Annotated in this window: 12 protein-coding genes; 5 read left to right on the forward strand and 7 right to left on the reverse strand. The window is 68.5% G+C overall.

The window, feature by feature from the left end; genetic code table 11:
- Positions 1–11: 11 nt before the first annotated feature.
- The 4 genes from ACVWZ8_RS01160 to ACVWZ8_RS01175 form a co-directional block, all read right to left on the reverse strand.
- Positions 12–1,301, reverse strand: a complete 1,290-nt coding sequence (locus ACVWZ8_RS01160; RefSeq protein WP_426976684.1) for a deoxyguanosinetriphosphate triphosphohydrolase — start codon at positions 1,299–1,301, stop codon at positions 12–14.
- Positions 1,294–2,475, reverse strand: a complete 1,182-nt coding sequence (dusB, locus tag ACVWZ8_RS01165; protein ID WP_456503518.1) for a tRNA dihydrouridine synthase DusB — start codon at positions 2,473–2,475, stop codon at positions 1,294–1,296. Before dusB ends, ACVWZ8_RS01160 begins: the two co-directional genes overlap by 8 nt.
- Before the next feature lie 65 nt (positions 2,476–2,540).
- On the reverse strand, positions 2,541–3,977 hold the full coding sequence (locus ACVWZ8_RS01170; RefSeq protein WP_426976682.1) for a YibE/F family protein: 1,437 nt from the start codon (positions 3,975–3,977) through the stop codon (positions 2,541–2,543).
- A gap of 150 nt (positions 3,978–4,127) precedes the next feature.
- Positions 4,128–5,501 carry an FAD-binding oxidoreductase gene (locus tag ACVWZ8_RS01175; RefSeq protein ID WP_456503519.1) on the reverse strand — a complete coding sequence of 458 codons (1,374 nt, stop codon included), beginning with the start codon at positions 5,499–5,501 and terminating at the stop codon, positions 4,128–4,130.
- Positions 5,502–5,875: 374 nt separating this feature from the next.
- Between ACVWZ8_RS01175 and ACVWZ8_RS01180 the strand changes: the two genes are divergently transcribed.
- From ACVWZ8_RS01180 to ACVWZ8_RS01195, 4 genes are all read left to right on the forward strand, one after another.
- A complete protein-coding gene (locus ACVWZ8_RS01180) occupies positions 5,876–6,628 on the forward strand; it encodes an alpha/beta hydrolase (protein ID WP_426979847.1) in 753 nt (250 codons plus the stop codon).
- The gene (locus tag ACVWZ8_RS01185) at positions 6,628–7,503 is read left to right on the forward strand and encodes a DUF1295 domain-containing protein (RefSeq protein WP_456503520.1); all 876 of its coding nucleotides are present in this window, start codon (positions 6,628–6,630) and stop codon (positions 7,501–7,503) included. The genes ACVWZ8_RS01180 and ACVWZ8_RS01185 overlap by 1 nt, the downstream gene beginning before the upstream one ends.
- Before the next feature lie 2 nt (positions 7,504–7,505).
- Positions 7,506–8,336 carry a lysophospholipid acyltransferase family protein gene (locus ACVWZ8_RS01190; protein WP_456503521.1) on the forward strand — a complete coding sequence of 277 codons (831 nt, stop codon included), beginning with the start codon at positions 7,506–7,508 and terminating at the stop codon, positions 8,334–8,336.
- Between the two features lie 74 nt (positions 8,337–8,410).
- Positions 8,411–9,832, forward strand: coding sequence for a short-chain fatty acid transporter (locus ACVWZ8_RS01195; protein ID WP_456503522.1), 1,422 nt, complete (start codon positions 8,411–8,413; stop codon positions 9,830–9,832).
- Positions 9,833–9,886: 54 nt separating this feature from the next.
- Here ACVWZ8_RS01195 and ACVWZ8_RS01200 read toward each other — a convergent pair whose 3' ends face one another.
- The 3 genes from ACVWZ8_RS01200 to ACVWZ8_RS01210 form a co-directional block, all read right to left on the reverse strand.
- Positions 9,887–10,876, reverse strand: a complete 990-nt coding sequence (locus tag ACVWZ8_RS01200) for a GNAT family N-acetyltransferase (RefSeq protein ID WP_426976677.1) — start codon at positions 10,874–10,876, stop codon at positions 9,887–9,889.
- A 2-nt stretch (positions 10,877–10,878) separates the two neighbouring features.
- The gene (locus tag ACVWZ8_RS01205; RefSeq protein ID WP_426976676.1) at positions 10,879–12,264 is read right to left on the reverse strand and encodes a glycine--tRNA ligase; all 1,386 of its coding nucleotides are present in this window, start codon (positions 12,262–12,264) and stop codon (positions 10,879–10,881) included.
- Between the two features lie 213 nt (positions 12,265–12,477).
- Positions 12,478–13,446 carry a DMT family transporter gene (locus ACVWZ8_RS01210; protein WP_456503523.1) on the reverse strand — a complete coding sequence of 323 codons (969 nt, stop codon included), beginning with the start codon at positions 13,444–13,446 and terminating at the stop codon, positions 12,478–12,480.
- 33 nt (positions 13,447–13,479) lie between these two features.
- On the opposite strand from ACVWZ8_RS01210, the gene ACVWZ8_RS01215 reads away from it, so the two are divergent.
- Positions 13,480–13,716 (forward strand): RNA-binding S4 domain-containing protein, encoded by a 237-nt coding sequence (locus tag ACVWZ8_RS01215; protein ID WP_426976674.1) that lies wholly within the window; start codon positions 13,480–13,482, stop codon positions 13,714–13,716.
- Positions 13,717–13,727: the final 11 nt, after the last annotated feature.

Raw genomic sequence — 13,727 nt, forward strand, 5'->3', positions numbered from 1 at the left:
TCACCCGGCAGTCACCACAGTGACGGCAGACTGCCGACGAGCCGCTCGTACGTGGCCAGCGCGGAACCGTCGGTCAGCGACGCGACCTGGTCGATCACGACGCGCAGCCGTGCGCCGTCGTCCTCAGCGTCGCGCCAGTCGGCGGCGAACATCGGCTCCAGGTGGCGGTCTCCGGTGGCGCTCAGCGCCGTGACGAGGGCGTGCAGGACCTCGCGCTGGCGCTCGTAGATGGGCTGCCGGTGCTCGGTGGTCATCACGAAAGTGGTGGCCAGGCCCTTCATCACGGCGATTTCCATCACAGTCCCATCGGGGACGATGAGTTCCGCGTTGTAGCGGGTCAGGTTCTCCGGTCCGTAAACGGCGCGCGTGGTCTCCAATGCACTCTGGCAGAAGCGGCCGATGAGCTGGCTGGTCATGTCCTTGAGGGCGGCCATCGACTTGCGGCTGCCGTCAGCCTCGCGCACCCAGACGCTCGTGGCCTCCAAGCGGGCCAGTGCGGCGTCGATCGCGGCGGGATCGTTGTGCGGCAGGTACCACTGCTTGGCGTAGCCAACCACCCGGGCGCGGTGGTCCGGGTTGTCCATCCAGCTCAGCTGGAAATGGCCGGCTACGATCGCGTCCTCGACGTCGTGCACGGAGTAGGAGATATCGTCCGCGAGGTCCATCACCTGCGCCTCAAGGCAGGAGCGGCGTCCGGGGGCCTCCTCGCGGATCCAGTCGAAGATCGGCAGGTCGTCCTCGTAGGCGCCGAACTTGCTGGTCCGCTGGCCGTGGATGACGGGGGCGTTCTCGGCGGACCACGGGTACTTGGCGGCGGCATCGAGGCTTGCCCGGGTCAGGTTCAGCCCGGCGGGGCGCCCGTCCGGAGCCAGCACCTTGGGTTCCAGCCTGGTCAGCAGCCGCAGGGTCTGGGCATTGCCTTCGAAGCCGCCGATGGCATGGGCCACCTCGTTCAGGGCGGATTCGCCGTTGTGGCCGAACGGCGGGTGGCCAAGGTCATGGCTGAGGCAGGCGGTGTCCACGACGTCGGGGTCGCAGCCCAGCGCCCGGCCGAGTTCGCGGCCCACCTGCGCCACTTCGAGGCTGTGGGTGAGCCGGGTGCGGACGAAGTCGTCGGTGTCCGGTGCCACGACCTGGGTCTTGGCCCCGAGCCGGCGCAGCGCCGAGGAGTGCAGGACGCGGGCGCGGTCACGTTCGAAGTCGGAGCGGTAGGTGCTCTTGGCAGGCTCCTCCACCCAGCGGGCGGTGTCGCGGGCAATGTAGCCGTCCAGCACCGGGGCGGTGGTCCTGGTTTCAGCCACCGGACACGTCCAGTTCCGCGTGGCAGATCTCGCTCGACTGCTCGGCGTCCATGTTGCGGTCCAGCAGCCAGTCCTTGGGCAGGGCAGGCTTTTTGGGCGAGCCGGCGCGGCCGCGCGGGCCCTCGGCGTCAACCCCGGGGTACGGCGAATCAAGGTCCAGCTGGTCCAGTGTTTCGCGCAGCACCTCAAGACTGGTCACCATCGCCAGTTTGGTCCGCAGTTCACTGCCGACCACGTAGCCCTTGAAGTACCACGCCATGTGCTTGCGGATCTCGCGGAGCGCCTTGCCTTCATCGTTGCCGAAGGTTTCGACCATCAGCTCAGCATGGCGGTACACGCCTTCCGCCACCTGACGCAGGGCCGGCTTGTGGCGCTCGTCGCTTCCCTCGAAGGCGGCCATGAGGTCGCCGAACAGCCACGGGCGCCCCTGGCAGCCGCGGCCCACCACAACGCCGTCGACGCCGGTTTCGCGGACCATGCGGATTGCGTCTTCCGCGGACCAGATGTCGCCGTTGCCGAGCACCGGGATGTCCGGCAGGGCCTCGCGCAGCCGGGCGATCGCGGACCAGTCGGCCTGGCCGGAGTAGAACTGTGCGGCGGTACGGCCGTGCAGCGCAACAGCGGCGACCCCGGAATCCCGGGCGATCCGACCGGCATCCAGGTAAGTGAGGTGGTCATCGTCGATGCCTTTGCGCATCTTGATGGTCAGCGGGACGTTGCCTTTGGAGGCTTCCTTCACAGCGGTCCGGACGATCGAGGTGAACAGGTCGATCTTCCACGGGAGCGCCGATCCGCCGCCGCGCCGGGTCACCTTCGGGACGGGGCAGCCGAAATTCAGGTCGATGTGGTCCGCGCGGTCCTCCTCGACGAGCATCCTGACGGCCTGGCCGACGGTCACCGGGTCCACGCCGTAAAGCTGGACGGAGCGGACTTTCTCGTCGTCGTCGTGCGAAATGATGCGCAGCGATTCGGGCGTGCGCTCCACGAGGGCGCGGGAGGTGACCATCTCCGCCACGTAGAGGCCTCCGCCGTATTCACGGCAGAGCCTGCGGAAGGCGGAGTTGGTGATGCCCGCCATGGGGGCCAGGATCACGGGGGTGTCCACCGTGATGGGCCCGAGCTTCAGGGGCGGGAGTTCCAGCTTGGGGGCGGGAGTCGTTGCTACAACAGTCACCAGATCATTGTCTCAAAGCCGGGCAAATCGGCGGGATCCGAGCCGGCTATGTGGATACGCGGCGGTCAGCCCCGTGCGGCCGCCCGGCGCCCGCGGCGCGATTCGGGGGCTGGTTCCACGACGCCATCGTCTGCGTCCGGTCCGGCGGCGGACGTGCGCTGGTCGAGAACGATGCGGTCCCTGACGTCGCCAGACCGGTCGACGGCGTCGTCCGCCTCCCGTCCGACGGCGTCGGGAACCTTGGCGGCGCCCCGGATACCGGTGGCCTTGACCACCAGCACCGCGATGATCGTGGTGACCGGGATCGCCAGGACCAGCCCGACGGAGCCGACGAGGGTGCGGATCACTTCCTCGGAGAGTTCGGCGCTGGTGAGGGCGTCGCCGAGCGGCCGCTCGTAGAGCATCACCAGGATCAGGACCGGCAGTGCCGCACCGGCGTAGGCGAAGGCGATGGTGTAGACGGTGGAGGCGATGTGGTCCCGGCCGATCCGCATGGCCGAGGCGAACAGCTGCCGGGCGGACGTTTCCGGGGCGAGCTCCCATAGCTCCCACACCGCAGAGGACTGCGTGATGGTGACGTCGTTGAGGACGCCGAGGCCGGAGATGATGAGCCCGCAGAGGATGATGCCGGAGATCGAGATGTTGTCCGAAATGTTCGTGAGCGTGGCGGCGTCGTGGCTGCCCACCCCGGCGAGGTTCGCGGCGTCGGTGGCCCAGGCCGCCAGCAGGGCAGTGATGCCTAGGCCGAACATGGTGCCGAGCAGCGCCGTCGAGGTCCGCGCGGAGAAGCCATGGGCGAAGTAGAGTACGCCGATCATGATCACGGTCGATCCCACCAGCGCCAGCAGCAGCGGCGGTTTGCCTTCCACGAGTCCGGGGAGCATGAAGGCCACGAGTACCCCGTAGGCCCCGACGAGCCCGATCAGCGCCCGCAGGCCGCGCCAGCGAGCCACCGCGATCACGACGACGGCGTAGAGCACGGCCAGGAAGATGATGGGCAGCGTCCGGACGAAGTCGACGAAGACGTAGGCCGGTGTGCCCTGGGCCTCGGCGGCACCCTGGGCTTTGGAAAGATTCAAATAGCGGATGTTGTCGCCGACCTTGACGCCATGGGACTTGGCGACGTCGGGGTTGATAACCACCTTGACGGGGTTGCCGCCCTTGTCCGGCTCGGTGAAGGCGAAGGTGCACTCCGCGCCCTGCTGCGGAGCCTGGCCGGCAGCATCGCCGCCGGGCTGGGCACGCTCCGTACAGCTGCCGGTGACGACACGCTGGATTTTCCCGGTGTCAAAGGTGACGCCGGGCGCCGCCGCATAGGGGCTGGCCAGCTTGATGCCCTCTTTGCTGCCCGAGGGCCACAGCATGACCATCGCCGCGAGCGTCAGCAGGGTCAGCGGGATCAGGACGGCGGCCAGGATCCAGTTCGCCTTTTTCCGCGCGGCGCGCGCCTGGGGCGTCGGCTCCGCATGTCCCGTGTGCGCATGTGAATGTCCGGCGCCCATCAGCAGTTCAACCTCATGCCGGAAACTCTACGGCGTTGGCGAGGCCCCTCCGGACGGCTGACGCCGGACGGACGACACCGAGGGCGACGACGCCGGACGGACGACACCGGACGGCGACGGCGACGCGCGGGGCGCGGGGCGCGCCGGACGTTACGCGGGCGGGATGTTCTGGTTGACGTGGAAGAGGTTCTGCGGATCGTACTTAGCTTTGACCTCCCTCAGTCGCTTGTAGTTCTCCCCGTAGTTCTCCGCGATCCTGGGCAGATCATCTCCGTCCATGAAGTTGATGTAGCCGCCGGGAGCCGAGTAGGGCCGCAGCGCGGCCGCGTAGTCCCGCACCCAGGCGATGTTTGCCTCGTTTTCCGCGGGGTCCAGCCACTGCGCCGCGATTACGGGCGAAAACTTCACGTTCCGGTTGGCGAACGCCGTGTCCGTGGCGCCCACCCGCTGGACAGCACCATCGATGGGGTAGATGTGTACCGCGGTTTGCACGCTGGGGACTTTGCTGCCGTGTTCGATGTGCGCAGCGATGGCGCCGTCGTTGAGCTCCGCCAGAAAATCCGCTTTCCAGTAGGCCTGCATGCCGGGGGGCTGCAGCGGGTCGAAAGCCGTGTTCAAGGCGGGGTAAGGCATTGGCCCCACCATGGAGCCCGCCGCCGGCGCGGCGTCCAGGAACGGTTGCCAGCGTGCCGGACCTTCCGCCAGATCGCCCGTCCACATGCCGACGATGACGCACACGGGTTTGCCATGCCACTGCTCGGGCAGGAACGGAACTGGAGGGCCCTGATGGAAGCCCAGGAACGCCCCAAACTCTTCAGGGGCGGTGGCCATGTAGTTCCGGTAAAACGTTGCCACCGTCTCCGCATGCTCGATGGGGTAAATGATGATGCCGGCGTGGACCATGTCCACGGGGTGCAGCCGGTATTCAAATGACGTCACGACGCCGAAGTTCCCGCCGCCGCCGCGCAGCGCCCAGAACAGGTCCTCGTTCTCGCTTTCGCTGGCGGTAAGGAACTTTCCCTCGGCCGTGACGACGTCGGCCGAGAGGAGGTTGTCGCAGCTGAGCCCATACTTGCGGCTCAGGTAGCCGATGCCGCCGCCGAGGGTCAGCCCGGCGATGCCGGTCGAGCCGACAATGCCGCCAGGAGTTGCCAGCCCGAAGGCATGGGTCGCGTGGTTGAAATCGGCCCACGTCGCACCGGCCTCCGCGCGCGCCGTCGCGGCTGCGGGATCGACCCGGACCCCGGTGGTGTTTACGAAGTCGATGACCAAGGCGTCATCCCACGTGCCAAAGCCCGGGGCGCTGTGTCCTCCCCCGCGGACCGCCAGGTCCAGGGAGTTGTCCCGGGCGAAGTCGACGCAGGAGATGACATCGGCCACCTGGGATACGTGGACCACCGCTGCCGGCCTCTTATCGATCATGCCGTTGAAGACCGCACGCGCCGCGTCGTAACCGGCGTCGCCGGGCGTGATGATCTGCCCGCGGACTTGCTCGCGCAGGCTATCGAAGCTGATTCCGTTCATTTCTGTACCGTCTCATTTTCTGTATCGGGATATTCGTCATGAGACCCGGCCCGGACGGTGATCTGCACTCCCAGCCGGCATGGCGTCCGGAGGTTTACCAGCACAGGCCTACTCCTCCAGCCCTGCGCCGTCAATAGGATCCAGGCCCTGCCCAATGCCCGGGCCTGGGGTGCCGCAGCAGGGAGCCCGCAGCCGGCGGCAATCCATCCGTCCCATCGTTGGGCGCCGCCGCTCCGAATGTTCCATGGGCATGTCCCCAGGAACCCGGGCGGGCCCAGCCGATCAACGGATCAGCTGCAGACCTTGAACTGCGGACGCGGCGCCATATGGTTGGTAATTGAGGGACGAACGATCTGGAGGACACCGGCGTGGCGATACGCAAGATAGACAACCGCGAAGCCGGGATGGCTGGCCCCGGGACTGACGCGAAGGCAGTGCTGAGCATCGCTGAGGCCAGCGGCGAAACCCGGGGAGTCGCCCTGGTGCTGCACGGCGGCCGTTCGGAGAGCTACGACTCCGTCCGCGCCCGGCACCTCAGCCCGGCCCGGATGCTCCCCTTCGCCCGGGCCCTCCGGACCCAGGGCGGCCCCCACGGGCTGGCCGTGTGGACGCTCCGGAACCGCTACCGCGGCTGGAACGGGGAGGACATGTCCCCCGTCCAGGACGCGCGCTGGGCACTGTCCCACATCAGCCGCGAGCACCCCGGCGTGCCGGTCTACCTGCTGGGCCACTCGATGGGCGGGCTGACCGCACTCTGTGTTGCCGATGACCCGCAGGTGGAAGCCGTGGTGGCGCTCGCGCCGTGGCTCGACAGCAAAACCCCGGTGGAACCCGTCGCCGGACGCCGGGTGCTGATCGTCCACGGCACCGAGGACCGCTGGACGAGCCCTGCCAACTCGCTCGCCTACGCCCGCCGGGCCGAGGGCGTAGCGGAATCCGTGGACTACGTTTCCCTCAAGGGCACGGGGCACTTCATGATCCGCAGGGTGGGCCTGTGGAACTCGCTCGCCAACGGTTTCATCCTGGACGCGTTCGGCAACAACAGCGGAGCCGACATGCCTGGCAGCACCGAGGCCTTCCGCAGCCTGCTCCCAGCCGCCGGCGCGCGCCTGCCGGTGGTGCTCTGATGCCGGCCTTCCCGCTCGACGCGTTTCTGGCCAGCCTGCCGTGGGTGGCGGCAGGGCTTGTGGTGCTGCTGGCCGTGACGTTCGCCATTGCCGTCCGCCAGAGCCGCCACTCCGTCATCGACACCGTCTGGGGCCTCGGCTTCGTCGTTGTGGCCGCTATCTCCTGGCTGCTTTCCGCCGGGCACGGCGACGGCGGCCGCCGCCTGCTGCTCCTGGCCCTCGTGGCCGTTTGGGGCATCCGGCTGGCCGTCCACATCGGCCTCCGCGCCCGCGGCGGCCACGAGGACCAGCGGTACGTGGACATGCTCTCCTCCGCCCCCGGCTCCCGTGACAACTACGCGCTGCGCCGCGTGTACCTCCCCCAAGCCGTGGTGCTGTTCTTCGTCTCGCTCACCGTCCAGGTCGGCATGTTCAGCACCGGGAGCCTCGGCTGGCTCGCCGTGCTGGGGGTCCTGCTCTGGATCGTGGGCTTCGTCTTCGAAACAGTCGGAGACTGGCAGCTCGCACAGTTCAAGGCCGACCCCGCCAAGCGCGGCACAGTTCTCAACACAGGCCTCTGGCGCTACACCCGCCACCCGAACTACTTCGGTGACGCGGCCGTCTGGGCCGGCCTCTTCCTCGTCGCCGCCGACTCCTGGCCCGGAGTGCTGACCATCCTCTCCCCCGCGCTGATGATCTGGACGCTCGCCGGCAAGACCGGCAAGCCCTTGACCGAGAAGGCGATGTCCGCCCGTCCCGGCTACAAGGAGTACATCGAGTCCACCTCCGGGTTCCTGCCCTTGCCGCCCCACGGGCGCGGGACGGGCGGACACCCGACGGGCAGAAAACAGTCGGGCGGACGCCCGGCCGGCGGACACCGGGCAGGTGGAAACTGACCATGGCCTGGCGGCCCCAGCCCAACGACCGCTTCTACCGCGTCATCGTCCGCACAGGTCTGGCGTTGCACCGGCTGTTCCGGATCCGCGTCATCGTCACCGGGCGGGAAAATCTCCCGGCACCGGAGCGACCCGCCGAATACCCCGCGGGCTCGTCCCGGCGCGCGGCCCCGGGCCGGGGCGCCGTCATCGCGATCACCCACTTCGGCTACCTCGACTTCGCCTTCGCGGAACTGCTGCTGTGGTGGCACAGCAGGGCCCAGATGCGGTTCCTGGTCACGCAGGGCGCGGCCGACCACTGGTTCGCCGGACCCGCCGTCAGCGCCGCCGGGCACGTCGTCGTCGGCTACGAGACGGGCTCCCACGCCTACGACGCCGCCGTGCAGAAACTCCGCGACGGCGAGTACATCGCCATCCTGCCCGAGGCCGGTGTCAGCCGCAGCTTCCGGGTCCGTGAATGCAAGACCGGGGCCGTGCGGATGGCCGCGGAGGCCGGGGTGCCGGTCATCCCGGTCTCCGTCTGGGGATCCCACCGCCTGATGACCCGCCACCATGGCTTCTCGCCGCGCCGTGCCTGGCGTGCCCCGGTCCGCATCCACGTCGCCGAGCCCATGCTCGTCGCCGCGGCTGAGGACGTCCAGGCGGCCACGGCCAGGCTGCGGAAGGTCCTGCAGACCGGGATCGACGCCGGCATCGCGGACTTCCCGCTGGACCCGGCCCCGGGCGCATGGTGGATGCCGGCGGACCTCGGCGGCGGAGCCCCCAGCGACGAGGAGCGGCAGCGGCTGGACGAGGCCGAGGGCCCGCGGCGCGCACGCGGCCGCCGTCGATAAGCTTAGGTTCCCGGCAGCGTCCTGACTAAGCTCCATCGGGTACAAAATCGCACTCAATGGAGAGGTACTCCTCTGTGGCAAACACAGTCCTGACCAAAAGCGGCATCGAAGAACGCGGTCTCGCCCGAATAGCCCAACGGATGGCGGCGTGGACCGAGAAGTGGTTCCCGGACGCCTACATCTTCGCCCTGGCCGCCCTGGCCATCGGCGCCTCACCCCAGTCGATCGCCGATTCCTTCGGCAACGGTTTCTGGGACCTGACCGCCTTTACCCTGCAGATGGCCATGGTTGTGCTCACCGGCTACGTCGTGGCGACCTCCCCGCCGGTGGCCAAGCTGATCAACCGTCTCGCCCTCATCCCGGCCACGGGCCGCACGGCCGTGAGCTTTGTGGCGCTGATGTCGATGTCCGTCTCCTTCCTCAACTGGGGCCTCAGCCTCATCTTCGGCGGCCTGCTGGCGCGTGCCATTGCCCGCCGCAAGGACCTGACCGTGGACTACCGCGCACTCGGCGCGGCCGCGTTCATGGGCCTCGGCGCCGTCTGGGCGCTCGGGCTGTCCTCCTCCGCCGCACAGCTGCAGGCCACCGCGGCCTCACTGCCGCCCGCGCTGCTGAAGATCACGGGCATCCTGGACTTCGGCACCACGATCTTCACCTGGCAGTCGCTGCTCACCCTGGCCATCCTGATGGCCCTCACCACCGTGATCGCGCACTTCTCCGCACCCCAGGGCGGCGCCATCCGCACCGCGGAGGATCTCGGCGTCGACCTCGACGACGAACCCAGCGAAGCGGCGCCGCGCTCCCGCCCAGGCGAATGGCTCGAATACAGCATGATCCTGCCCGTCCTGGCAGGCATCCTGACGCTCGGCTGGCTCGTCTCGCAGTTCCTGACCAAGCCGTTCCTGACCGTGGTGAGCAGCCTCAACGGCTACCTGCTGGTCTTCCTGATCCTGGGCCTGGTGCTGCACGCCACGCCGCGGAACTTCCTGCAGGCTGTCACCAAGGCCGTCCCGGCCACCGCCGGCATCCTGGTCCAGTTCCCGCTCTACGCCGCGATGGCCGCGATCCTGACCAAGGCCACCGGCCACGGCGGGATGACCATCTCCGCGCACCTGGCCGAGTTCTTCTCGGACATCGGCGGCAGCGGCGGGTTCGCCGTCGTGATTGCGCTGTACACCGCCGTGCTGGGCCTCCTGGTGCCGTCCGGCGGCGGCAAGTGGCTCGTGGAGGCGCCGTACGTGATGCAGTCCGCCACCGATGTGAACATGAACCTCGGCTGGACCGTGCAGATCTACAACATCGCCGAGGCCCTGCCGAACCTGGTCAACCCGTTCTTTATGCTCCCGCTGCTGGCGGTCCTGCGGCTGCGGGCCCGCGACCTGGTGGGCTTCACTTTCCTGCAGTTCATCTTCCATCTGCCGGTGGTCCTGCTGCTGGTCTGGCTGCTGGGAATGACGTTCAGCTTCGTCGCTCCGGTGATGCCCGCCGGCCAGTAGTCCTTTAGCCCAACTGACAGTCAGTCTGCGGGTCAGATGGGTCTGCGGGCGGTGTCAGTCGGAGACGACGAGGGTCTCGGCACCCTGGACGCGGGCCTTGCCGCTTTGCAGCAGCGGTTCGACGACGTCGCCCACCGCGGTCATCGAATCGTCCAGTTCCAGCAGCACGGGATGCTGGAACGCGATCAGCGCCAGCAGATCACGCGCCGCGGCCCGGGCCTCTTCCAGCGAGAGCGCCGGGTCATGGCCTAGGAACACCTCGGTGGGCTGCCCGGAGCTGGCCCCGCCCTCCCCCTCGGCGGGGGCAAGCTCCGCGTAGCTGATCGCGAACGCCTCGAGCCGGCCCTTCCTGCTGGCCGGCACGCCCTGGCCGAAGGCGCTCGCCCTCGGCGACCGGAGCACAATGGCGCCGTGGGCTCCGCTCAGCTCGTCCAGGAACAGCCGCTGGACCGTGGCGATGCTCAGGTCCCCGGGGCTGTCCCAGCCGTGCGCTGCCGTGTAGTAGCGGCCTACGACGTCGCTGAGCTCCACCGAGCCGGTGGCGAGATCCTCGACCTGCTCGGAGGCGGCAGCCTCGGAACCGTCACCGAAGACCGGCAGCTTGAGCGCCCCGGGCTCCACGACGACGAGCCGGGAGCGCTGGATCGGGGCCAGTCCCGCCGCCTCGGCGAAGGCCGCCCCCGCGGTGCCGGGCTCCACCTTGGAGCGGAGCCGGGTCACTCCCGACGGCGACTGCGCGGCCTCGTGCCGGAGCATGGTCAGCAGCGTGGAGCCGACGCCGGTCCGGCGGTGCTGCCGGTCCACCTCGATGTAGGCCCAGAGCCGTTGCGGGTGCAGCGAGGCCTCGTGGACCACGCCCGCCGCGACGGGGATGGCCACGCCGTCGACGACGTCCTCGGCCACGATGCAGCGGCGCCACGGGGAGTTGCCCGACGGCGCCAGTGTGCCGCGGAACTGCCCGGCCTGGACGGTTTCCGGGCCGCCCCAGATCTCCAACAGGGCAAGGTCGTCGCCCTCGCGCCATTCACGGTATTCGATCGCCATGATCAGGCGCCGATCAGCCGTGCGGCCAGGTAACCCTCCACCTTGTCCAGGGAGACGCGTTCCTGGCTCATGGTGTCGCGTTCGCGGATGGTGACGGCCTGGTCGTCCAGGGTCTCGAAGTCCACCGTGATGCAGAACGGCGTGCCGATCTCGTCCTGGCGGCGGTAGCGGCGGCCGATGGCGCCGGCGTCGTCGAACTCGATGTTCCAGTTCCTGCGCAGCTGGGCGGCGAGGTCCTTGGCCTTCGGGGACAGGTCCTCGTTGCGGCTCAGCGGCAGCACGGCCGCCTTGACCGGCGCCAGCCGCGGATCAAGCTTGAGCACGGTGCGGATGTCGACGCCGCCCTTGGCATTGGGTGCCTCGTCCTCGGTGTACGCGTCGATCATGAACGCCATGAAGGAGCGGGTCAGGCCGGCGGCGGGTTCGATCACGTACGGCGTGTAGCGCTCGTTGGTGGCCTGGTTGAAGTAGCTCAGGTCCGTGCCGGAGGCCTTGGCGTGGGTGGAGAGATCGAAATCGGTGCGGTTGGCGATGCCCTCGAGCTCGCCCCACTCCGAGCCCTGGAAGCCGAAGCGGTATTCGATGTCCGTGGTGCCCTTGGAGTAGTGGCTGAGCTTGTCCAGCGGGTGCTCGAAGAACCGCAGGTTCTCCTCGCGGATGCCCAGGCCGGTGTACCAGGACATGCGCTCCTTCATCCAGTACTCGTGCCACTGCTCATCCGTGCCGGGCTCCACGAAGAATTCCATTTCCATCTGCTCGAACTCGCGGGTGCGGAAGATGAAGTTGCCCGGTGTGATTTCGTTGCGGAACGACTTGCCGATCTGGCCGATGCCGAACGGCGGCTTCTTGCGGGAGGTGGTGAGCACGTTGCTGAAGTTGACGAAGATGCCCTGGGCCGTCTCGGGGCGCAGGTAGTGCAGGCCCTCTTCGCTGGCGACGGGGCCGAGGTAGGTCTTGAGCAGGCCGGAGAACTCGTGCGGCTCGGTCCATTCGCCGCGGGTGCCGCAGTTGGCGCAGGCGATGTCCTTGAGGCCGTTCTCGGCGGGGCGGCCCTTCTTTTCCTCGAATTCCTCCTCGAGGTGGTCCGCGCGGTAGCGCTTGTGGCAGGAGAGGCATTCAACCAGCGGGTCGGAGAACACATCGACGTGGCCGGACGCTTCCCAGACCTGGCGGGGCAGGATGACGGAGGAGTCCAGGCCCACCACGTCTTCGCGGCCGCGGACCACGGACTGCCACCACTGGCGCTTGATGTTTTCCTTGAGCTCGGCACCGAGGGGCCCGTAGTCCCAGGCAGAACGTGAGCCACCATAGATTTCACCGGCCTGGAATACGAAACCCCGGCGCTTGGCGAGGGAAATGATCTGGTCGAGGACGGTTTTTGCTGCCATGGGAACTCCACTTTCTACAGGGCCGCTGGGTGCGGTCCGCGGTCTCAGCCCCGGAACCCCGGCTGGTTGCCGGACGGGGCACTAAAACGCAAAACAAAACGCAAAACAAAAGAGCTGTGGTGCAAGGGATTGCGGTGCAGGAAGCTGCGCCTCCTAGCCTACCGGGCTGCCACCCGCTTCACGGCGACCGCTTCAGGGCCACCCGCTTCACGGCTACCGCTTCAGGGCGCCCCGGGGCCAGGGCAGGGTGGCCAGGATGATCGCGGCGAGAGTCAGCACGGTTCCGAGCACCGTCGGAAGTGCCACCACGGTGCCGGGTGCCGGGAAGGCAAGGTCCAGGCCGAGCGAGCCCAGGAGCTGGCCGGAAATCATGCCGAGACCCGTCACCAGCACGCCCAGGCTGCGCACCAGCAGGGCGCCCACCCCGATGAGGACGCAGCCCATGGGGCCGCTGAGGTAGTACCACCACTCCCCCGGGAGCGGGTTGCCGGCGCCGGCGACCGCGAGTTTGACCAGCCAGGCGACCCAGAGCAGGACCGTGCCGGAGACGAAGTTCACCAGGGTGGCCGTGATGGGCGTGCCGTAGTGGACCGTCGCGGTGCCGTTCATGGCCTGCTGGAAGCTCATCAGGAAGCCGGCCAGTACCGGGAGCAGCACCGGAACCAGCAACTGGGCGGTCCCGGATTCGGCTCCGGAGAAGCGCGGGGACACGGCCCAGGCGACGGCCGCGATGGTCAGGATGCTGCCCAGCACCCGGATGCCGGTGATGGGCCTTTTTCCGGCAGGGCCGATCCCCATCCGGTCCACGAGCAGCCCGCTGAGCGTCTGTCCGGTCACGGCCGCCACGGTGAACAGGGCGACGCCCAGCAGGCCGACGGTGAAGGACTGCGTGAACACGAAGAACGCGCCGATGCAGCCGGCCAGGACGTAGTAGGGCGGGAACTCCCGGTTCCGGACGGCCGGCAGGACCCGCGCCAGGCCCGCCCGGCCCTTGGGCAGCGCCAGCGAGATGGCGACCACCAGGACCAGCCCCGTGGTGAAGCTGACCACCGCGGCGGCGATGCCGTCCGCCAGGGCCGTGCCGAGCGCGCCGTTGATCCGGCCCTGCACCGGAAGAAGCAGCCCGGCCGCCACCGCCAAGGGCAGGCCGGCGAGGGGAGGGAGGCGTGGTGCGTGGGTCATTGGTGACACCTTACGTCAGGCATTATTGCTTGTATGAGCAACCCGGAAATTGAAGACATCCCCATCCGCGACGACATGATCCGCCTCGGTCAGCTGCTGAAGCTCGCCAGCCTGGTGGAGGACGGCGTGGAGGCTGCGGAATTGATCAGGAGCGGACTCGTGAAGGTCAACGGTGAGATCGAGGACCGCCGCGGCCGCCAGCTCCACCACGGCGACACCGTGACCGTGAACGGACAGACCGTCCGGATCACCACCCCGGCCGGGGCTTAACCGCCCGGCGC

The sequence above is a fragment of the Arthrobacter sp. UYCu723 genome, assembly GCF_054059215.1.

Coding starts and splice junctions, on each gene's coding strand:
- ACVWZ8_RS01170 (WP_426976682.1), bottom strand. CDS start 3,977: ATGGGCGCCGGACATTCACATGCGCACACGGGACATGCGGAGCCGACG.
- ACVWZ8_RS01175 (WP_456503519.1), bottom strand. CDS start 5,501: ATGAACGGAATCAGCTTCGATAGCCTGCGCGAGCAAGTCCGCGGGCAG.
- ACVWZ8_RS01185 (WP_456503520.1), top strand. CDS start 6,628: ATGCCGGCCTTCCCGCTCGACGCGTTTCTGGCCAGCCTGCCGTGGGTG.
- ACVWZ8_RS01190 (WP_456503521.1), top strand. CDS start 7,506: ATGGCCTGGCGGCCCCAGCCCAACGACCGCTTCTACCGCGTCATCGTC.
- ACVWZ8_RS01200 (WP_426976677.1), bottom strand. CDS start 10,876: ATGGCGATCGAATACCGTGAATGGCGCGAGGGCGACGACCTTGCCCTG.
- ACVWZ8_RS01205 (WP_426976676.1), bottom strand. CDS start 12,264: ATGGCAGCAAAAACCGTCCTCGACCAGATCATTTCCCTCGCCAAGCGC.
- ACVWZ8_RS01210 (WP_456503523.1), bottom strand. CDS start 13,446: ATGACCCACGCACCACGCCTCCCTCCCCTCGCCGGCCTGCCCTTGGCG.
- ACVWZ8_RS01215 (WP_426976674.1), top strand. CDS start 13,480: ATGAGCAACCCGGAAATTGAAGACATCCCCATCCGCGACGACATGATC.